A 19,106-nucleotide genomic window follows, 5' to 3' on the forward strand; every position below is an offset into this window, starting at 1 on the left:
TCTCGGTCAGTGCGGGGCGCGCAGGGCGGGGAGGGGGTCGCGCAGGCTCTCGGCCGCGTCCGCCACGCGCCGGATCAGCTCCAGGAAGACGGCGCGCTCGTCGGCGTCGAGCGGGGCCAGGAGGACCTGGTTCATGCGCGCGGTGCGCACCGTCAGCCCGCGGTGGGTACGCACCCCCTCGTCGGTGAGGCGCAGCAGGAACCGCCGGCCGTCCCGCGCGTCGCGGACCTTGTCCAGCAGTCCGCGCCGGATGAGCCGGGCGACCACCTCGGCGACGGTGGACCGGTCGAGCCCGACCCGCTCCCCCACCGTGCGCTGGTCCAGGCCCGGTTCGGCGACGAGCGCGTTGAGCACGGCGAACTGCGGTGAGGTGATCTCCTCGGAGACCATCGTGGTCCACAGCAGGTGGTGCGCCTGCTGGAGCCGCCGGGCCAGATGCCCGGGATGGGTGGCGAGGTCCACGGCGGCCATGTGCGCTCCCACGGGTCTTTTCATCGGTGCACTGATCTTATCGACCTCCTGAACGGTACTGGACACGCGCGTCGCCGCGCGTAAATACTCAGTGCACTGACCATATGAGGATCGGATGACCCGGAAGGGGTGGGGTTCCTCTGATGGACAAGGTGGTCGCCTCGGCCGCGGAGGCGGTGGCCGACGTGCCGCACGGCGCGTCGCTCGCGGTGGGCGGCTTCGGCCTCAGCGGTGTGCCCCAGGTGCTGATCCGGGCGCTCTACGAGCGGGGCGTCGGCTCGCTGTCGGTCGTCTCCAACAACTGCGGGGCGATGGAGTCCGGGCTCGCGGTGCTGCTCGCGGCGGACCGGATCGCCCGGGTGACCGGCTCCTACATCGGGGCGAACAAGGAGTTCGCCCGGCGGTATCTGGCCGGCGAGCTGGAGGTGGAGCTGATCCCGCAGGGCACGCTCGCGGAGCGGCTGCGCGCCGGAGGCGCCGGGATCCCCGCGTTCTACACGCCCGCCGGAGTGGGCACCCAGGTCGCCGAGGGCGGGCTGCCCTGGCGCTACGACGGCTCCGGCGGGGTGGCGCTCGCCTCGCCGCCGAAGGAGGTACGGGAGTTCGACGGCCGGGAGTACGTGCTGGAGCGCGGGATCCGCACCGACTACGCGCTGGTGCGGGCGGCGAAGGGCGACCGGCACGGCAACCTGGTGTTCCGCAGGTCCGCCCGCAACTTCAACCCCCTCGCGGCGATGGCGGGCCGGGTGACGGTCGCGGAGGTGGAGGAGCTGGTCGAGCCGGGCGGCCTCGACCCGGACGCGGTGCATCTGCCGGGCGTCTTCGTACAGCGGGTGGTCGCCCTCACCCCCGCCCAGGCGGGGGGCAAGCAGGTCGAGCGGCGGACGGTGAGCGACTGATGGCCTGGACCCGCGAGCAGATGGCGGCGCGGGCGGCCCGCGAACTGAGGGACGGTCAGTACGTCAACCTCGGCATCGGACTGCCCACCCTGATCCCCGATCACCTCCCGCCCGGCGTCGAGGTGGTGCTGGAGAGCGAGAACGGCATCCTCGGCACCGGCCCCTACCCCGCCGCGGACGCCGTCGACCCGGACCTGATCAACGCCGGGAAGGAGACCGTCACGGTCCTTCCGGGCGCGTCCTTCTTCGACTCGGCGCTGTCGTTCGCCATGATCCGCGGCGGGCACATCGACGTCGCCGTCCTCGGCGCGATGCAGGTGTCCGGCCGCGGCGACCTGGCCAACTGGGCGGTGCCCGGCCGGCTCGTCACCGGGATCGGCGGCGCCATGGACCTGGTCCACGGCGTCCGCACGGTGATCGTGATCACCACCCACACCACGAAGGACGGCGCTGCGAAGATCGTGCCGGAGTGCACGCTGCCGCTGACCGGCCGGGCCTGCGTCGACCGGATCATCACCGACCTCGGCGTCCTCGACGTCACCGCCGACGGCCTGGTCCTCGTCGAGACCGCCCCCGGTACGACCGTCGAGGAGATCACCGCCAGGACCGGAGCACCCCTCACCCCCGCGGAGAGCCTGTCGTGACCGACGCACTCACCCAAGCCGACATCGACCGGGAGATCGCGGCCGAGCGCGCCGCGTACGAGAAGCGGCTCGCCGGCGGCGCACCGGCCGAGCACCATCCGCGCCGCGACTACGCGCCGTACCGTTCCTCGGTGCTGCGGCACCCGAAGCGGCCGCCGGTGGCCGTCGACGTGTCCCGGGACCCGGAGCTGGTGGAGCTGTCCTCCCCCGTGTTCGGCAGCCGGGACGTCACGGAGACCGACAACGACCTCACCCGGCAGCACACCGGTGAGCCGATCGGTGAGCGCATCACCGTCTCGGGCCGGCTGCTGGACCGCGACGGCCAGCCCGTGCGCGGTCAGCTGGTGGAGATCTGGCAGGCCAACTCGGCCGGACGGTACGCCCATCTGCGCGAGCAGCACGACGCCCCGCTGGACCCGAACTTCACGGGCGTGGGCCGCACCCTCACCGGCACCGACGGCCGCTACGCCTTCACCACGATCCGGCCAGGACCCTACCCGTGGCGCAACCACGTGGGCGCCTGGCGCCCGGCGCACATCCACTTCTCCGTGTTCGGCAGCGCGTTCACCCAGCGGCTGGTGACCCAGATGTACTTCCCGGGCGACCCGCTGCTCCCCTACGACCCGATCCTGCACTCCGTGACCGACGACGCGGCACGGCAGCGGCTGGTCGCCGCCTACGACCACGGCCTGTCCGTACCGGAGTTCTCCCTGGGCTACCGCTGGGACATCGTGCTCGACGGACCGCGGGCCACCTGGACGGAAGAAGGACGCTGACCGCCATGACGCACCCCGCCGGACCGCACGGCGCCCTGCCCACCCCCTCGCACACCGTCGGCCCCTTCTACGGTCACGCCCTGCCCTTCCGCGGCGGCGAGGACATCGCCCCCGCCGGGCACCCGGACACCGTGACCGTGCACGGATACGTGTACGACGGCGCGGGCGCGCCCGTGCCGGACGCGCTGCTGGAGCTGTGGGGCCCGGACCCGCACGGGAACCTGCCGACGACGGACGGTTCGATGCGGCGGGACCCGGCGAGCGGAGGCTTCCAGGGCCGCAACGGCGTGGAGTTCACCGGCTTCGGACGGATCCAGACCGACGCGGACGGCCACTGGTACGCCCGGACCCTGCGCCCGGGAGCACGCGGCCGGAACGCGCCGTACCTGAGCGTGTGCGTCTTCGCGCGCGGCCTGCTGGCGCACCTGTTCACCCGCATCCATCTGCCGGGCGACACGGCCGCGCTGCGTGCCGATCCGCTGCTGTCCCGGCTCGACGCGGAGCGCCGCGACACGCTGGTCGCGGACGACGAGGGCGCCGGCACGTACCGTTTCGACATCCGTCTTCAGGGCGAAGGCGAGACGGTCTTCCTGGAGTTCCCGTGACCTCAGCCGCTTCCGACGCCGGTCTGCTCGCCCCCGGGTGGACCGGCTCCGCGGCCGCCGCCGAGACCGGCGACGCGGCGTTCCTGCGGGCGCTGCTCGACGCGGAGGCCGCGCTCGCCCGGGCCCAGGCCGCGCTGGGCCTCGTGCCGGCGGAGGCGGCGGCGGCGGTGACCCGGGCGGCCGACCCGGCGCGTTTCGATCTCGCGTCGCTCGCCGCGCGGGCCCGGGACGGCGGGAACCCGGTGATCCCGCTGGTGGCCGAGCTGACCCGGGCGGTCGGCGAGGAGCACGGGGCCGCCGTGCACCGGGGGGCGACCAGCCAGGACATCATGGACTCGGCGACGATGCTGGTCGCCCACCGCGCTCTGGGTCCCCTCCTCGCCGACCTCGACCGTGTGCAGCGGGCCCTGGCCCGGCTGGCCGCCGAGCACCGGGACACCGTGCTGCCGGGCCGGACCCTGACGCAGCACGCCGTGCCGACGACGTTCGGTCTGAAGGCCGCCGGGTGGCGGTCGCTGGTGCTCGACGCCCGGGACCGGGTGCGGACGGTACGGGACTCGCTGCCCGCCCAGCTCGGGGGCGCGGCCGGCACCCTGGCGGCCTTCGCCGCGTACGGGGCCGACGACGCGACCGCGCTGCCGGCCGCGTACGCCCGCGAACTGGGGCTGCGGGCACCGCTGTTGCCCTGGCACACCCTGCGCACGCCCCTCGCCGACCTCGCCGGGTGCCTGGCGACGACGGCCGGGGCCCTCGGCAAGCCGGCGGCCGACGTCCTCACCCTCTCCCGCACCGAGATCGCGGAGGTGGCCGAGGACGGCGGCGGTGGTTCCTCGGCCATGCCGCACAAGGCGAACCCGGTCCGCTCGACGCTCGTCGCGGCGGCGGCCCGGCGCGCGCCGCAGCTCGCGGCCACGCTGTACGGCTCGCTGGTGGCCGAGGACGAGCGTCCGGCGGGCGCGTGGCACGCCGAGTGGGAACCGCTCAGGGACCTGCTCCGCCTGGTCGGCGGCGCGGCCCGGGACGCCGTCGAGCTCACCGAGGGGCTGCGGGTGCGTCCGGAGGTGATGCGCGAACACCTGGACGTGACGGGCGGGTTGATCGTCTCCGAGCTGCTCGCCGCCGGGCTGGAGCCCGTGCTCGGCCGTGCCCGGGCGAAGGAACTGCTCGCCGAACTGGCCCGGCGGGCACGGGCGGAGGGCCGCGAACTGGGTGAACTGCTGGCCGCCGTACCGGAGCTGAAGGACGTCCGCCTCGCCCCGCTCGCCGACCCCGCCCGCTGCACCGGCGCCGCCGGAGTGCTCACCGACCGTGCCCTGGAGCGATCGTGACCCCCGCCCTTCTCCACCACCGTGCCGAGGGGGCCGTCTCCGCTCCCCCGCTGCTGCTCGGCCCCTCGCTCGGCACGTCGCTGGCCCTGTGGGACGAGGTGGCGCCGGAGCTGTCGGCCGCGCACCGGGTGGTGCGCTGGGACCTGCCCGGGCACGGGGGTTCCGCCGCGGGGCTGATCGGTCCCGGCGCCAGCGTGGGTGATCTCGCCGGGCTGGTGCTGGCGCTGGCCGACGCGCTCGGCATCGAGCGGTTCGCCTACGCGGGTGTCTCGCTGGGCGGTGCGGTGGGGCTGCATCTGGCCGTGCACCATCCGGGGCGGCTGTCGTCGCTGGCCGTCATCTGCTCCTCGGCGCACTTCAACGGGTCGAAGCCGTGGGAGGAGCGGGCGGCGCTGGCGCGGCGCGAGGGACTGGCCGGGCTCGCGGCGAACGCGGACGCCCGGTGGTTCACGGGCGGCTTCACCGTGCCGGCGCTGGTCCGCGATCACCGGGAGGCCGACCCGGAGGCGTATGCCGCGTGCTGTGACGCGCTGGCCGCCTTCGATCTGCGGGAGCGGCTCGCGGAGGTCGGCGTGCCGACGCTGCTCATCGCCGGCCGGGAGGACCCGGCGACCCCGCCCGCGCATCTGCGCCAGATCGCGGACGCGGTGCCGGACGCGACCCTGGTGGAGATCCCCGGCGCCTCGCATCTGGCGCCGGCCCAGTGTCCGCGGGCCGTGCTGACCGCGTTGCGGGCGCACTTCGGCGGCGGCGCGGCGCGGGGGATGGCGGTGCGGCGCGAGGTGCTGGGCGATGCGCACGTGGACCGGGCGCAGGCCCGCCAGACGCCGTTCACCGCCCGCTTCCAGGACTTCGTCGCGCGCTACGCGTGGGGCGAGATCTGGACGGATCCGACGCTCAGCCGCCGCGAACGCAGCATGATCACGCTCACGGCCCTCGTCGCGCACGGCCACCACGACGAACTCGCGATGCATGTCCGCGCGGCCCGGCGGAACGGGCTCACCCCCGAGGAGATCGGCGCGGTGCTGCTGCAGACGGCCGTGTACTGCGGGGTCCCGGCCGCCAACGCGGCGTTCGCGACGGCCCAGCGGGTGCTGGCGGAGGAGGACGAGTAGCCCTTTCCGCGCCGGGCTACCGCAGTCCCGCGCCCGTTTCCAGTTCCGCCCGGGCCCGCTCCACCAGGCCGTCCGCACCGCAGGAACGGGCCAGCGCCAGGCCGCGTTCGAGGTCGGCGGCGGAGCGGGCGAGGGTGCCGTACTCCACGCGGGCCGCGGCGTGTTCGTACTGGCAGGGCGAGGACTCCAGGTAGGTGACGGCCTGGGCGGCGAGGCGGACCGCGCGCTGGCCGGTCTCCAGGGCGGCGGTGACGCGCAGGGCCTCTCCTATGGCGGTGTCCGTGCCGAAGCGCTCGGCACGCCGGCGGACGTCGACGGCCAGCCGGGCGGCGCGGGCGGGGTCCTCGGCGGCGAGGGCGCGGGCCAGGTCGGCGGCGCCGAAGACGTGCACGGGGTTGTGGTGGCCGCGGGCGGCCGCCGCCTTCTCCGCCGCCTCCAGCTCATTGATGCCGTCCTTGGTGCGGCCGACGGCGAGCAGCAGCCGTCCGCGTACGGAGCGCGGGTCGGGCAGGACGATGGTGGACGGATACGGCGGTGCGAAGCCGTGCCGTTCGGCCATCGCCCAGGCCTCGTCGATGTGGCCGCGCGCGAGCAGGGTGTCGACGAGGTTGCAGCTGGCGGTCCAGTACAGGGGCAGTCCGCGGCCGACGCGTTCGGCGAGGCGCAGGGACTCGCGCAGTGACTGCTCGGCCGCCTCCAGCCGGCCGCGCCTGCGGTGGGCCAGGCCGACGTAGGCGTGGGCGAGAACCAGGTGGCCGCCGCTCCAGCCCGCCGTCTCGTAGGCGTTCAGGCCCTCGTGGTACAGGCTCTCGGCGCGGTCCAGGCGGTCGGTGTAGGCATAGGCGTCGGCCAGCATCAGCAGCAGCTCGATGCCCCACTCGGGGTCGGTCCAGCCGAGGCCGGGGGCGAGGCGGCCGTTGACGAGGGCGCGGTCGCAGATCTCCACGATCTCCTCGGCGTTCTCGCCGCGCATCATGGCGTCGAAGCCGCGCACGATGAGCAGCGCGCGTTCGGAATTGTCCCGGCCGGTGCAGGTGGCGGCGAGTTCGGCCAGCCGCTCGGAGCGGTTGGGCGAGGCAGCCTCGTCGGCGTGGATGCCCTCCCACATGAACTGCACCGTCCGCAGCCGCAGTTGCGCGGGGCCGGGTTCGAGCCGGGCGGCCTCCGCCTCGACCGTGCGGACGGCCTCCTCCAGCTGGTCGTTGTGGAGCAGTGCCTGGGAGAGGCGGACCACGGAGTCCACCCGCCGGTCGCCGTCGAGGCCGGGCATGCCGAGGGCGGCCCGCAGGTGGCCGATGGTGCGGGCGGGTGCGGTGAGGAAGGTGGCACAGCCCAGTTCGTAGAGGACGTGGGCGTGGACCTCGGGGCGGGGCGGTTCCTCCAGGGCGCGTTCCAGGCAGCGGCGGGCGGCGTCGGGGGCGCCGACGGCGAGGTGTTCGCGGGCGGCCTCGCGCAGCTGCCGGACGAGTTCCTCGTCGTCGTCCGGGTGTACTTCGAGGAGGTGACGGGCGGCCGACGCGGCGCCGCGTCCGGAGTCGGTGACGATACGGGCCGCTATGCCGTGCATGGCCCGGCGCAGCGCGTCGGGGATGGAGTTGTAGACGGCGGTGGCGATCAGCGGGTGCACGAACTCCAGGTCGGCGGCCGAGGTGCCGCCGGTGGTGGCGGGGTCGGGCGCGGTGAGGATGCGGGCGCTGCGCAGGAGTTCGGCGCAGCGCACGGCGTCGTCGCGGCCGAGGGTGGCGAGTTCGGCCACCAGGTCGACGGTGATGTCGCTGCCCAGGATGGCGGCGGCCCAGGCGAACCGGGTGGCGTCTATGCCGAGTTGTTCCAGCCGGGCGACGAGGCCGCCGCCGCGGGCGGAGCGGTTGAGGTCGCGCAGTTCTCCCGCGTGAGCCTCGACGGGCTCGAGTTCGCTGTCCTGGACCTTGGCGAGGAGTTCGACGGTCTCGTACGGGTTGCCGGCGGTGACGGCCCACACCTCGCGGCAGAACGCGGCGTCGGCGTTCTCACCGAGGGTGGCCCGGGTGAGTCCGGCCGTGGCGTCCGGAGTGAGGGCGCTGAGGGTGGCCACGGGGCGGTCGGCCGCGGCGGCGACGGCGTCCAGGTGGCGGGCTCCCGGGCCGGAGATCTCGCCGGGCCGGCGGGCGACCACGACGAGGACGGACAGGTCGGACAGGCGCTCGGCGAAGGTGGCGAGCCAGTGCAGGGTCTCCTGGTCGGCCCAGTGGGCGTCGTCGATGAGCAGGACCAACGGCCAGTCCCGGCGGGCGAGTCGGCGCACGGCGGCGACCAGTCCCTCGCACACGCCCTGCGGGTCGAGGTGCCGGTCGCCGGGGTTGGTTATGCCGAGGGCGGGGCCGGCGATGTCGTACCAGTCGCCGAGGTACTCGCGTGCCTCCTCCGGCAGCATCGACACCAGGGCGGGCTGGAGGAGTTGGCGTACGACGTTGAAGGGGACGGAGCGCAGGGTCTCGCCGCCGCGGGCCGACCAGACGGTGCAGCCGCGCCGTTCGGCGATGTGCCGGGTCTCCGCCAGCAGCGCGGTCTTGCCGAGCCCGGCCTCGCCCCGGAGCAGCAGGAGGCCGCCCGGCGAGGACCGGTCGGCGCACAGGATGTCGACGGCCTCCTCGATCGCGGCCACTTCCTCGTCCCGCTCCCACAGGGAAGCCGAGGAAGCGGCCCGAGGCCGTACCTCCGTCATCCCGCTACCTCCCCGAGTCGCCCGAATGACGTACCAGTGACGAGCGTAGTCCTCCTCCCGGCCGCATGGGCCCGGTCGGACCAGTGTTGCCGTGACGAGTGACACCCAACACACCACGTCGGCGCAAGCCGCCCCCCACCAGCGATCCTGCGGACCAACGGCTGTCAAGGGGGCGCGGGTTGAGAGGAGGGGCGCCGGCTGGGGGACGGGGACCGCGAGGCAGGGCGGCGGGCCGCGAGGGCCGCGAGCGCCGGGGCGGCGGGGGCCGGGGCGGCGGGGCGCGAGGGCGCCGACACGGCGGGGCGCGGCACTGGGGTGGTGGGCCGCGGGCGCCCAGAGCACGGGACCGCCAGCGCCGGAACGGCGCGCGCAAGCGCCGAAGACCAAGACCGCAGACGCGAGGCAGCGGGCCACACACGCCCGGAGCACAGGACCACGGGCACCCGGACGGCGCGCGCAAGCGCCGAAGACCAAGACCGCAGACGCGAGGCAGCGGGCCACACACGCCCGGAGCACAGGACCACGGGCACCCGGACGGCGCGCGCAAGCACCGAAGACCAAGACCGCAGACGCGAGGCAGCGGGCCACACACGCCCGGAGCACAGGACCACGGGCACCCGGACGGCGCGCGCAAGCGCCGAAGACGCGGCCACACAAGCGAGAGGCAACGGGCCTCGGACACCAGGCACGGAGACAGCGGACCGCAGACACCCGGAGCGCAGGATCGTGAGCGCCGGGACGGCGGGCGCACGCGCCGAAGGCGCGGCGGCACAGGCGTCGAGGACGGCCGGCCACAGGCGCCGCGGACGCGAGGCGCTGACGGCGGCAGACGCAGGCACCCGGGGGGCGCGGGGCCCCGAGCGTGGGTGCGGAGGGTCGCAGGCGCCGAGGGCGCGGGGGCGCAGCGGCGAGGCGGGGGCGCAAGCGCCGGATGGCGCGGGGTCGTAGGCGCGAGGACAAGCCGGGCGTGAGGGTGGGCGTCGGCGGTCGGGGCTCTCATCCGGCTTTCACCGTTGCCCCATACGGTGGGGACATGACGCAGGTGACTCCTCCCGGGTGGTATCCCGACCCCGGGCAGACGAATGACGGGCCGGCCACCGAGCGCTGGTGGGACGGCGCGGCCTGGACGGAACAGGTCCGGCCGGCGGGGTCGGCCGCCGCCTGGGGTCCGCCGGCACCGGACACCGGGGCGGCACACCCGACGTACCCGGCATACCCGGCGTATCCCGCTCCGCCGACGCCCGCACGGGGGCGCAAGCTGCGGTACGGCATAGCCGTCGCGGTGGCGGTCGCCGTCCTGGCGAGCATCGGTGTGGGTGTGTACGCCCTGACGGACGACGGCGGTGACAGAGGTTCCACGGCCTCACAGGGGCAGGGCGACCGGGACGAGGGCGGATCGGACGGCGGGGAGCCGGAGCCGGACGGCTCCGAGGCGCCACGGATCGAGAGCGGGTCGGTGACGGACGCACTGAGCGGGATCAGCCTGCCGGTCCCGGACGGCTGGTACGGCCAGGAGCTCCAGGTGGGTGCCGCGGTGACGTCGAAGGACGAGTACGACTGTCCGGGCAACACGTCCAAGAACTGCACCAAGGGCGGCGCGTACTCGGCGCCCGCCCTGGCCCTGGGCACCCGCGGCTCCACCGCCGAGGAGGTCGCCAAGGCGGACATCGCCGCCAACGCCGAGGAGAGCTACGGCGGTGACTCCTACGGCAGGATCACCTCGCACGACGTGCTCGAGTCCACGGCCGTGACGGTGGCCGGGCAGAAGGGGTACCTGGTGCGCTGGAAGGCGGTCACCAGCAAGGGCTCCGACGGGTACGTGCAGTCGCTCGCGTTCCCGTCCCCCGCGCAGCCGCGGCAGATCGTCGTGGTGCGCTTCGGGGTCGACACCGATCAGACGCAGGCCGTGCTGGACGAGATCACCGAGGGCATCGAGGTGTCGTCGGGCGGCGGCAACGGCCAGGAGGTCTGACCCCCGCGTTCGACGGCCGGGTGGGTCACCCCTCCGCTCAAAGAGGTGCCCCACCCGGCCGGAATCCGCGCCGCCCCCGTCCCCACGGTGCGGCGCGATCAGGTCACCGTCCGGTCCGTCCCGGACCCGGCTCCCTGAGCCTTTGTCCTGTAGCGGTCCTCGCCCTTTCCGAGGCCGAGCGCCGGCAGCACCGCGGCCTCCACGAACCGGATCAGATAGTCCGGGTCCGCGTTGCGCCCCTCCAGCATGGGCCGTACCCGCAGCACACCGAAGAGCTGTGCCGGGACGTACTCCAGCGCCGGGTTCCCCGCGTCCACCTCGCCGCGCTCGACCCCGCGCCGCAGGATCTGCGTCAGCGCCGCGAGTTCGGGGTCGACGAGCGCCTCGCGCAGGGCATGCGCCAGTTCCTTGTCCTGGACGATGGCGTGGCCGAGCGCCTGGAGCAGCGTGGCGTCCTTCGGTGACCACTCCCCCGCGCACCGCGCCGCCTCCCGCAGGTCCCCGGCCAGGGTACCGGTGTCGATGTGCGAGAACCTGGCCTGCCGACTGGAGCGCAGGGCGGCCGCGACGAACCGCGGCTTGGTCCGCCACTGCCGGTAGAGCGTCGACTTGCTGCACCGGGTGCTGGCGGCGATGCCCTCCATGCTCACGGCGTCGTAACCGCACTCGCGGATCTGGTTGAGCACGGCGTCGAAGAACTCCCGCTCACGCTCGGGCGTGATCTTGGAGCGGCGCGAGGTTCCGGCCGTCCCCGGCCGGTCCGCGTCCTGCGACGTCATGGGCTGGACCCCCTGCTGCTGTGGCGTGTCTCGAGGTGGTGTGTTCCGACACCTTAACGATACGCCAGTGTACCGGTACGGGAACGTATCGGTACACTACCGTATCGGTACGGTCGCGTATCGACCACGCGAACGCACCACGACAGCACCACGACAGCACCACCGTCAGCGAAAGAGCCGGCCGATGCATTCCCGCAAGGCGAAGGAGTCCGCACCGGCCGGGCACCCCGCTCCGGGGCGCCCGCCGCTCGTCCGCGAACTCCTCCTCGTGGCCGGCCTGTTCCTCGTGTACAAACTCGGCCGGCAGCTGGCGACGGGCCACACCGGCCGGGCGTACCGCAACGGCCACGACGTGTGGGACCTGGAACGTGGGCTCCGCCTGCCCGGCGAGGACGCGGTGCAGTCCCTGCTGCTGCACGGCGACACGCTCGCGCACCTCGCGAACACCTACTACGCGGCCGTCCACTTCCCGGCCACCGCGGCCTTCCTGATCTGGCTCTATCTGCGCCGCCCGGCCCACTACGTCTGGGTCCGCCGCACCCTCGCGGCGCTCACCGCCGCGGCGCTCGTGCTGCACCTGACGTATCCCCTGGCCCCGCCGAGGCTGCTCACGGTCACGGGGCTCGTGGACACCGCCCGCGTGTACGGACCGTCGGTGTACGGCACCCCGGACACGGACCAGCTGTCGAACCAGTTCGCCGCGATGCCCTCGCTGCACTTCGGGTGGGCGCTGATGGTGGCCGTCGGCCTGATCGCCGTCTCGCGCGCGTGGTGGCGCTGGCTGTGGCTGCTGCACCCGCTGGTGACGCTGCTGGTGATCGTCGCAACGGCGAACCACTTCTGGCTGGACGCGCTCGCGGCGGCGGCCCTGCTGGGCCTCGCGCTCGCGGTGATACGCCGCCCGCGGCCCAAAGCGGGCGGCGTATCACGGATCCGGGCCCGGCACCTGCCCGCCCACGCCAGAGCCCTCGTGGGCGCGCGGCGATGAACGCCGTCCTCGCGACGGCGTCCGGCTCGGCACCCGGCGATGTGCTGAGCGCGCCGGAGGCGCTGGCCGTGGCGGGCGGCACGGCGTCCCTCATCGGCCTGCTGGCCGGGTGGACACCCGGCCGGGCCTGCGCCACGCGACCGCGTCGGGCTCCAAGGGCGATCAACTCGCCCGGGCCTTGTTCGAGTAGTCCCGTTCGTGGTCTTCGACCCGATCACACTCGGCGAACGGGGCCTCCGGTCGCAGCGGTTCGGACGTCAGACATCTCAAACCACTGCCCGAGGACCTCGCCTTCTGTCCACCCCCGGCCGTCACCCGGTCGGTGACCACTCCCGAAGACCCTACTCGTCCTCGAATACACGATTCTCCAGACCGAAGAATACCTCGGCGTGATCCTCCGCTCCCACCACCGTAGAATTACGGAGGGGAATGTGGAACCGGGTAGGAGGATCGAGGCTCCGGGTTTTCGCAACCGGGAACTCACGTTCCTGCTGGTCTTCCATTTCGTCGGTGTCCTCAGATGCTCCCTCGAAGAATCGGCAAATGGCGTGAACCGTGATCACTTCGTTGTTGCCGTCAAACATGGCCTCCCAGTCAACCTCTACCCTGCACTCCCCGCCCCACCTGACGGTCGGCATTCCGAGATCGACCCAGCCATCGCCCGGGTTCATCACTCGCGGCGTGACCTGAATGAGGTTGCCAGTCGGGTGTTCGTTCGGGCCGAAGTCTTCGTGGTCCGTGCCATGGACAGTGATGTCTCCGCTCAATACTCGTGGTGCCATTTCCCTGCCTCCCTGTCGTCGTGCGGATGGGGGTCAGTCGTCTTCGAAGACCCGGTTGGAGAAGTCGAAGAACACCTCTGCTGAATCCTCGGCGCCGATCAGTACCTGGTTCCTGAGCGACACATGATGATGGCGAGGCGGACTTCCGCCAAGCGTTCGCGGAACAGTGAAGTCGATACCGACCTGGTCTTCCAGTTCGCCGGTTTCTTCGGACCCACCTTCGAAGAACTTGGAATTTCCCGTGATCTTGATTGCGTTGTTGGTGAGCATGAGTGCGTTGAGCTCGACTTCCACTCGGCACTCCCCGCCCCACTTCACCGGTGCGATGAAGAGGTTCTGGGCGGGCTGGTCGGTATCGAGAACCATTTGCACGAAACGGATCTTGTCGGTGGGGTGCTCGTTTGCCGTGAAATCTTCATGATCCACGCCCTCGACGCGCACTGTCCCAATGAGGAGCCTAGGCATTTCAGACCTCCGAGCCTGCACTGGCGGCAGGATGTCGATTTACCTAATGGTTGTTCTCGGTAAATCCGCATGACAACTTCGTCGCTTGCGCGACGGGCCTATGAATGCTCGCGAAACGTGCGGACAAACCGCACTCGTCCCGCACCTCGGGGTGCGTCGGATTCAGAATGCGACTGCCACCAGCCGCAATCTGCATCGCCGGTCATCGCACACTGAGTGCTCATACCAGGTAACCTCGAACCTTACTTTCTCGCAACCCCCCTTCCGCCCACGGAAGTTGAATTATCCACAGTAGATGGGCTGATTGGGAGGACAGTTCGACGGTCACGACGACGATTCGCGAGGGCGGCAGTTCGACCGGCGCAGGGCCGCTTCCGTGCCGGTGAGGTACACCGCCGTGGCCAGCCATTGGAGGGCGTAGCGGTCGTGGTCGCCGTCGTCGAGGCGGCCGAAGGGGTCGCGGGTCCGGTGGGCGGCCACGGTGGCCAGCGCGGTCGCCAGGTCCGCGCCGGTGGTGAAGCCCCCTCGGCGCAGGGCGGTGAGGTGTCCGTGGCGGTCGTGGTCGCGGGCGGGTTCGGCGACGGCCCGGCGTCCGCCCGCGACGGCCAGTTCGACCAGCCTGCGCACGCGCCAGAGGGGCCACGCGTCGGCCGTCGCCGGGTCGGCGGAGGGGCGGGGCGGGTCCGGGGGGAAGTGGTCGTCCCGGAGTTCGTCGTAGCCGAGGTCGGCGCGCTCGTGCCAGTCGGGCGGGAGGCGCAGGGTGGGCCCGGTGCCGGGCAGCGGGGCGACGGCGAGCGGGCGGAGGGTCGTGACGCGGTCGTGGCCGAGGCGTCCGGCGACCCGCAGGCGCAGGCCGGGCCACGCGCCCAGGCGGCGGAGGTTCGCGGTGTGGAGGAGACGGGGGTGGCGGTGGGCGGGGGCCGGCCGGATCAGTACGTTCCCTCCGTCCGGCAGGACGCGGGCCAGCACGTCCGTGCCGTCCGCACCGTGGATCTCGATGTCGCGGATGGTTGGGGCACCGGCGGGCTCGGTCCCGTGCGGGGGCGCCGGCCAGGGGCGTCCGGCGGCGAACGTGGCCCGCACTCCCGGTTCCGGCAGCAGCCGGCCGTCCGGGGAGATCACGGCGTCGGTGAGGACCAGGCCGCCGCGGGAGAGCCGGACGTGGTCGCTGAGGAAGGACCGGATCGCGACGTGGGCGGTGCCCGCGCGCAGGGCGCGGGCGGGGCCGCCGGGTCGGACGTCGCGGAGCGTGTACCAGCGCCCGCCGTCGTCGACGAAGTGCGTGACCACACCGCCGAGGTCCGCCGGGCCGATCACCGGTTCGCGGCAGACGCCGTACAGCCGGAGCGGCCCCTCGGGGCGTTCGTTCCGGCGCGCGGTGCCGATCAGTGCCGGGTCGGTGTCGCCGTTCCTCAAGCGGTGCGTCACGAGGAGGAGTTCGCGCAGGGCCGCGGTCAGTGCGGTGAGGGTGCGCGAGCCGTGCGGGTCGCGTTCGTCGCGCAGCCGGCGCACCACGTCGAGGGCGGCCGCTTCCGCGCGGTGGAGGTCGGCCAGGCGGGCCGTGTGGGCCGCGCGGAGCAGTTCGGACTGCAGTACCGCCCCGGCGCCGGAGGTTCCCGCGGCCAGGACGGCCGCGGCTGCCGTCCAGAGTCCGGTGGCCGCCCGCGTCCGCCGGGCGGAAAGAGCGGCGGGCGCCGTCGGCGGCGGCGCGGGGGCCGGCTCGGGGTCCGGGGCCGTGGCGTGGTGCGTCGCGGAGACCGGGCAGGCGGTCAGGACGGCGGCGCGGTGCAGGCAGCGGGGGGACAACAGGCAGGTGCACACGGCCTGTTCGGGGCGGGTGAGGGCGCCGTCCGGGCCGGGGGTCAGGGTCACCCACACGTCCTCGCCGCAGCGGACGCGGACAGCTCCGTCGTCGGTGGGCCGGGTGGTGACGGGCGCGTCGGTCAGGGATGCCACGGCCGCGTCCAGTCTGCCCCGCAGGCGGCCGGTGAGCCCTTCCACCGCGGAGGCGACCACCTCCGGTGCGGCGGGCGGGAGCGGGAGGGAAGGGGTCATGAGCGTGCTCCACGGACGCGTTCGCCCACCCAGCGGGCGAGGGAGAGGGGGCTGAGGGCGGCCACCGGCATCCCGGCGGCGACGAGTTGCCCGGCGATGGGCACCGAGTAGCGGGGGACGCCCTCGTCGTCCAGGGCGGCGCAGCCCAGCAGGTGGACACCGGAGGTGACCAGGGACCTGACCTCGTTCAGCAGGCCCTCCGCCCCGAAGCCCTCCTCGAAATCGCTGACGACCACCATCAGCGTGCGGTTCGGCACCTTCACCAGCGTGCGGGCGTGCGCGAGCCCCGCCGCGATGTGCGTACCGCCGCCGACCCTCACCTCCAGCAGCAGGGAGAGCGGGTCGTCGACCCGGTGGGTGAGGTCGACGACCTGGGTGCTGAAGGTGAGGAAGTGCGTGGAGAGCATGGGCGTGCCGCCCAGGACGGCGGCGGTCAGCGCCGACCAGATCACCGCGGCCTCCATCGATCCCGACACGTCGACGAGCAGGATCAGCCGCCAGTCGTTGCGCCGGTTGGCGCGGGTGTGGAACACCGGCCGCTCGGGGACGAGTTCGACCGTACCGTCCTCCCGTAGGCGGCTGTGGGGCAGGTTCTCCCGCACGGTGCGGGTCAGGTCGAGCCGGCCGCCGGGACGCCGGGTGGGGCGTGGGGTGTTGAGGCCGGTCAGGGTGGGTCGCAGCCGGGTGGCGAGTTCGCGGCTGAGTTCCTCGACGAGCCGTGCGACGAGGGGCCGCAGTCGCGCGATCCGCTGCTCCGGCATCCCCTGGGCGAGGGTCAGCACGGCGGTCAGCAGTTCGACGGAAGGGCGGACCGAGGCCGGGTCGAGGTGGGCGATGACGTCCGTACGGCCGTTCGCGGCGGCGCGTCCCAGGACCTCCTCCCGGATGTCCGGGCCGAACAGCGCCTCGAGTTCCTCGGCCCAGTGCCGGACGCTGGGGTAGCCGGGGTCCCCCTGGCCGCCGGTGAGTTCGTCCCTGTCGCCGTGGAGCGCCGCGGCCGCCCCGTCCGGGCCCTCGCCGTCCGCGGCCCCGGGTGCCGTCCCGTCCAGGCCGTCACGGCCCTGTCCCTCCTCGCCGTCCTGGCCGAAGAGTTCGTCGAGGGCCCGGGCGTACGGCACCAGGTCCGGCGGGAGCCCCGCCCGTTCCCGGCCGAGCAGCAGCCGCCACCGGTCGGCGGGGCGGAGCCGCAGGGTCCCGGTGTCCGCCGTCCCGCTGCCGGACAGCGGCGTGGGCGCCGGCCCCTCGGCGGCCGGGGCGTGCACCAGCTCCGCGAGCCCCGCCTCCTTCAGCAGGGCCAGCCCGGCGTCGTCCGCCTCGGCCCAGCGGCCGATCAGTTCGGGCGGCGCGTCGAGCCGCAGGTCGGGGCGGTCGCCCAGGCGGGCGGTCACGGCCGTCAGCAGCCGTCCGCGGCCCTCGGGGGTGAGCGCGCGGAAGCCGCCGCGCAGGGCGGCGAGCCGGTTCAGGAAGGCGCGGTCGCTCATCGTCTCGACGCGCTCCAGCAGCGGGTCCAGGGCCGCGGGCACGGACTCGATCAGGGGTGCGGCGGCGATGAGCACACCGGTGAGCCGGCGCTCCAGCCGGTGCCGGGTCTCCGGTGCGGTCGCCGCGTCGACCCAGCCCGCGAGCCGCGCGCCCAGCAGGTCGGAGCCGTCGAGGTCGAGCAGCACCCGGGCGGCGAGGGCCGCTCCCTGGACGAGCGGCGAACCGGTGCGGGCGAGGTCGTACAACGCGCCGTCCAGGCGCAGCCCGAGCCGGTCCTCGCCGCTGCGCACCGCCAGGGTCACGAGGGCGGCGGCGTCCTCCCTGTCGTCGCTGCCGGCCAGCCCGGGCAGGGCGCGGACGGCCGCCTCCAGGAGGGTGTCGCGCAGGGCTGCCGCCCGGGTGCGTATCCGTTGCGTGGTGCCGGGCAGGTGGGCGCGGCGCAGGGACTCCGACAGGTCCAGGGCGTCCAGCAGTTCGGGGAGGGTGGCCGCGGACGGGAGCACCCGTGCGGCCTCGGTGAGGGCCTCTCCGACCAGGTCCGGCAGGGCGCACCGGGCCGCGTCGCCGAGGAGGGCGATCACCCGGGCGGGGGTGAGGCCGGCGGAGGCGCAGGATCGGCGGTGGTTCTCCCGGAGCATGCCGTCGGCTGCCTGGGCGGCGGTGACGCCCCTGGCGCCCACCAGGTCGAGCCGGGCGGCGACGGACGGGGTCCAGGCGGCCTGCCAGCGGGTGGTGAGGGCGCTCCCCTCCCCCGTCGCGGACACCGCGGCCGGCTCCGCGTAGCCCACCCCGCACACGTGGAGGCGCTGGAGCAGGATCTCGCGCCGGGAGTCGAGGGAGGACCGAAGGGGCGAGAGCCGGACCTCCCGGCGGGCGGGGCGGTGCGGCCCGGGCAGCCGCAGTGACGCCAGCTCGGCCTCCACCCAGGGGCCGAGTCCGGAGCGGGGTGTGCCGGGGGCGAGCCGGCCGCGTCCGGTGCCGACCAGCACCGGTTCCAGGGCCGGTTCGAGGGGGTTGCCCTGTCCCAGGACGGACGTCACCGCTTCCCGCAGTTCGCGCCGGCCGGGTGCGGGAAGGCCGCGCAGGGTGCCCAGGTCGCAGGCCATCCGCAGGGCTTCGACGGCCTCGCCGGTTCCGGCGGCGCGGCCGGACGCGCGGATCTCCCGGCAGATCTCGGTGACGAGCCGGGCGGCGGCCTCGCGGATCCGGTCCGGGTCGCCGCCGGCGTCGAGCACGGCCTGCTGCCAGCGCGGGTCGCGGATGCCGGCCGGGTAGCCGGAGCCCGGGTCCAGCTGGGCGAAGGCGTACGGCACGAGGGAAGTGACGGCCGGCCCGCCCGCCCTCCCGGTGGTGACGACCGTATCGTCGGCGCCGGTCAGGGCGGGGGCGTGGAAGGCGCCGGTCACCGCGGCCACCCGGCGCTTGCCGAAGGCGGCGAGCACCCGGCGCATGTGGGCCTCGCGGGCCCGGTCGGTGTCCGTGATGCCGCCCCGCGCCCGCCGGTTGCGGCGCAGGGCCCAGCCGAAGGCGAGCGCGGCCCGGCGCAGGGCCTCCGGTGTGCTGCCGGGGGCAGGGGCCTCCACGGTGCGGTCCCAGAGGTCGTGCGCGTCGGGTCCGTGTCCTCGCGCACCGGGCGCGGGACCGGCCTGCCACCCCGGGTCGGCCAGGGGCAGGTCGCAGCAGACCACCTCCGCACCGCGCTCGCGTGCCCAGCGGATCGCCGCCAGTTCGGGTGAGAAGTCGGCGAGGGGGTGGACGTACAGCCGCCCGTCCTCGTAGGCGCCGGTGAGCGCCACGGGCGCGGTGGTGCGCGGGTCGGAGAGGTACGGCAGCCACTCCTGGAAGTCGGCGGGCAGTTCGACGCAGACGACCTCGGCGCCGGCGGCGTCCAGCAGCCAGGGTACGGCGCCGGCCAGTGCGGGACTGTGGTGCCGTACGCCGATCAGGTACGGCCGGGTGCCGGCGGCCAGTGCGGCGACATCGGCGGTCACGCGGTCGGCCGCCCGGGGGGCCGTCTCTTCTCGTGCGGTCATGGGTCCAA

The 19,106-nt window shown here is 74.1% G+C and carries 14 protein-coding genes and 1 pseudogene; 8 read left to right on the plus strand and 7 right to left on the minus strand.

Going from position 1 to position 19,106, the window contains the following annotated elements:
- Positions 1-6 precede the first annotated feature (6 nt).
- Complete coding sequence (locus tag AC5L3C_RS03705; protein WP_125502521.1) at positions 7-471, minus strand: MarR family winged helix-turn-helix transcriptional regulator; 465 nt, start codon at positions 469-471, stop codon at positions 7-9.
- Between the two features lie 143 nt (positions 472-614).
- Between AC5L3C_RS03705 and AC5L3C_RS03710 the strand changes: the two genes are divergently transcribed.
- The 6 genes from AC5L3C_RS03710 to pcaDC are packed head-to-tail and all read left to right on the plus strand — an operon-like array spanning position 615 to position 5,838.
- Entirely contained in the window at positions 615-1,370 is a 756-nt protein-coding gene (locus AC5L3C_RS03710) for a CoA transferase subunit A (RefSeq protein WP_493646887.1), read from the plus strand.
- The gene (locus AC5L3C_RS03715; RefSeq protein ID WP_493646888.1) at positions 1,370-2,014 is read left to right on the plus strand and encodes a 3-oxoacid CoA-transferase subunit B; all 645 of its coding nucleotides are present in this window, start codon (positions 1,370-1,372) and stop codon (positions 2,012-2,014) included. The genes AC5L3C_RS03710 and AC5L3C_RS03715 overlap by 1 nt, the downstream gene beginning before the upstream one ends.
- Positions 2,011-2,790 carry a protocatechuate 3,4-dioxygenase subunit beta gene (gene pcaH, locus AC5L3C_RS03720; RefSeq protein ID WP_493646890.1) on the plus strand — a complete coding sequence of 260 codons (780 nt, stop codon included), beginning with the start codon at positions 2,011-2,013 and terminating at the stop codon, positions 2,788-2,790. Before AC5L3C_RS03715 ends, pcaH begins: the two co-directional genes overlap by 4 nt.
- Positions 2,791-2,795: 5 nt before the next feature.
- Positions 2,796-3,395 carry a protocatechuate 3,4-dioxygenase subunit alpha gene (pcaG, locus tag AC5L3C_RS03725; RefSeq protein WP_493646891.1) on the plus strand — a complete coding sequence of 200 codons (600 nt, stop codon included), beginning with the start codon at positions 2,796-2,798 and terminating at the stop codon, positions 3,393-3,395.
- A complete protein-coding gene (gene pcaB, locus AC5L3C_RS03730; RefSeq protein ID WP_493646893.1) occupies positions 3,392-4,723 on the plus strand; it encodes a 3-carboxy-cis,cis-muconate cycloisomerase in 1,332 nt (443 codons plus the stop codon). Before pcaG ends, pcaB begins: the two co-directional genes overlap by 4 nt.
- Positions 4,720-5,838: a bifunctional 3-oxoadipate enol-lactonase/4-carboxymuconolactone decarboxylase PcaDC gene (gene pcaDC / locus AC5L3C_RS03735; RefSeq protein ID WP_493646895.1), complete on the plus strand. Its 1,119-nt coding sequence runs from the start codon at positions 4,720-4,722 to the stop codon at positions 5,836-5,838. Before pcaB ends, pcaDC begins: the two co-directional genes overlap by 4 nt.
- Positions 5,839-5,854: 16 nt before the next feature.
- Here the strand turns inward: pcaDC and AC5L3C_RS03740 are convergent, their stop codons facing one another.
- Positions 5,855-8,542, minus strand: a complete 2,688-nt coding sequence (locus AC5L3C_RS03740; protein ID WP_493646897.1) for an ATP-binding protein — start codon at positions 8,540-8,542, stop codon at positions 5,855-5,857.
- 1,033 nt (positions 8,543-9,575) lie between these two features.
- On the opposite strand from AC5L3C_RS03740, the gene AC5L3C_RS03745 reads away from it, so the two are divergent.
- Positions 9,576-10,514 (plus strand): DUF2510 domain-containing protein, encoded by a 939-nt coding sequence (locus AC5L3C_RS03745; protein ID WP_493646899.1) that lies wholly within the window; start codon positions 9,576-9,578, stop codon positions 10,512-10,514.
- Positions 10,515-10,684: 170 nt separating this feature from the next.
- Here AC5L3C_RS03745 and AC5L3C_RS03750 read toward each other — a convergent pair.
- Positions 10,685-11,293: pseudogene (locus AC5L3C_RS03750) on the minus strand (TetR/AcrR family transcriptional regulator); the annotation flags it as partial.
- A 184-nt stretch (positions 11,294-11,477) separates the two neighbouring features.
- On the opposite strand from AC5L3C_RS03750, the gene AC5L3C_RS03755 reads away from it, so the two are divergent.
- A complete protein-coding gene (locus AC5L3C_RS03755) occupies positions 11,478-12,281 on the plus strand; it encodes a phosphatase PAP2 family protein (protein WP_493646901.1) in 804 nt (267 codons plus the stop codon).
- A gap of 341 nt (positions 12,282-12,622) precedes the next feature.
- Here AC5L3C_RS03755 and AC5L3C_RS03760 read toward each other — a convergent pair whose 3' ends face one another.
- From AC5L3C_RS03760 to AC5L3C_RS03775, 4 genes are all read right to left on the minus strand, one after another.
- A complete protein-coding gene (locus AC5L3C_RS03760; RefSeq protein ID WP_493646904.1) occupies positions 12,623-13,063 on the minus strand; it encodes a hypothetical protein in 441 nt (146 codons plus the stop codon).
- Positions 13,064-13,096: 33 nt separating this feature from the next.
- Positions 13,097-13,504 (minus strand): hypothetical protein, encoded by a 408-nt coding sequence (locus tag AC5L3C_RS03765; protein ID WP_493646905.1) that lies wholly within the window; start codon positions 13,502-13,504, stop codon positions 13,097-13,099.
- A 348-nt stretch (positions 13,505-13,852) separates the two neighbouring features.
- Entirely contained in the window at positions 13,853-15,583 is a 1,731-nt protein-coding gene (locus tag AC5L3C_RS03770; protein WP_493646906.1) for an SWIM zinc finger family protein, read from the minus strand.
- On the minus strand, positions 15,580-19,098 hold the full coding sequence (locus tag AC5L3C_RS03775) for a DUF5682 family protein (protein ID WP_493646908.1): 3,519 nt from the start codon (positions 19,096-19,098) through the stop codon (positions 15,580-15,582). Before AC5L3C_RS03775 ends, AC5L3C_RS03770 begins: the two co-directional genes overlap by 4 nt.
- Positions 19,099-19,106: the final 8 nt, after the last annotated feature.

The sequence above is a fragment of the Streptomyces speibonae genome, assembly GCF_984686075.1.

Coding starts and splice junctions, on each gene's coding strand:
- AC5L3C_RS03705 (WP_125502521.1), bottom strand. CDS start 471: ATGGCCGCCGTGGACCTCGCCACCCATCCCGGGCATCTGGCCCGGCGG.
- AC5L3C_RS03710 (WP_493646887.1), top strand. CDS start 615: ATGGACAAGGTGGTCGCCTCGGCCGCGGAGGCGGTGGCCGACGTGCCG.
- AC5L3C_RS03715 (WP_493646888.1), top strand. CDS start 1,370: ATGGCCTGGACCCGCGAGCAGATGGCGGCGCGGGCGGCCCGCGAACTG.
- pcaG (WP_493646891.1), top strand. CDS start 2,796: ATGACGCACCCCGCCGGACCGCACGGCGCCCTGCCCACCCCCTCGCAC.
- AC5L3C_RS03740 (WP_493646897.1), bottom strand. CDS start 8,542: ATGACGGAGGTACGGCCTCGGGCCGCTTCCTCGGCTTCCCTGTGGGAG.
- AC5L3C_RS03745 (WP_493646899.1), top strand. CDS start 9,576: ATGACGCAGGTGACTCCTCCCGGGTGGTATCCCGACCCCGGGCAGACG.
- AC5L3C_RS03755 (WP_493646901.1), top strand. CDS start 11,478: ATGCATTCCCGCAAGGCGAAGGAGTCCGCACCGGCCGGGCACCCCGCT.
- AC5L3C_RS03760 (WP_493646904.1), bottom strand. CDS start 13,063: ATGGCACCACGAGTATTGAGCGGAGACATCACTGTCCATGGCACGGAC.
- AC5L3C_RS03770 (WP_493646906.1), bottom strand. CDS start 15,583: ATGACCCCTTCCCTCCCGCTCCCGCCCGCCGCACCGGAGGTGGTCGCC.
- AC5L3C_RS03775 (WP_493646908.1), bottom strand. CDS start 19,098: ATGACCGCACGAGAAGAGACGGCCCCCCGGGCGGCCGACCGCGTGACC.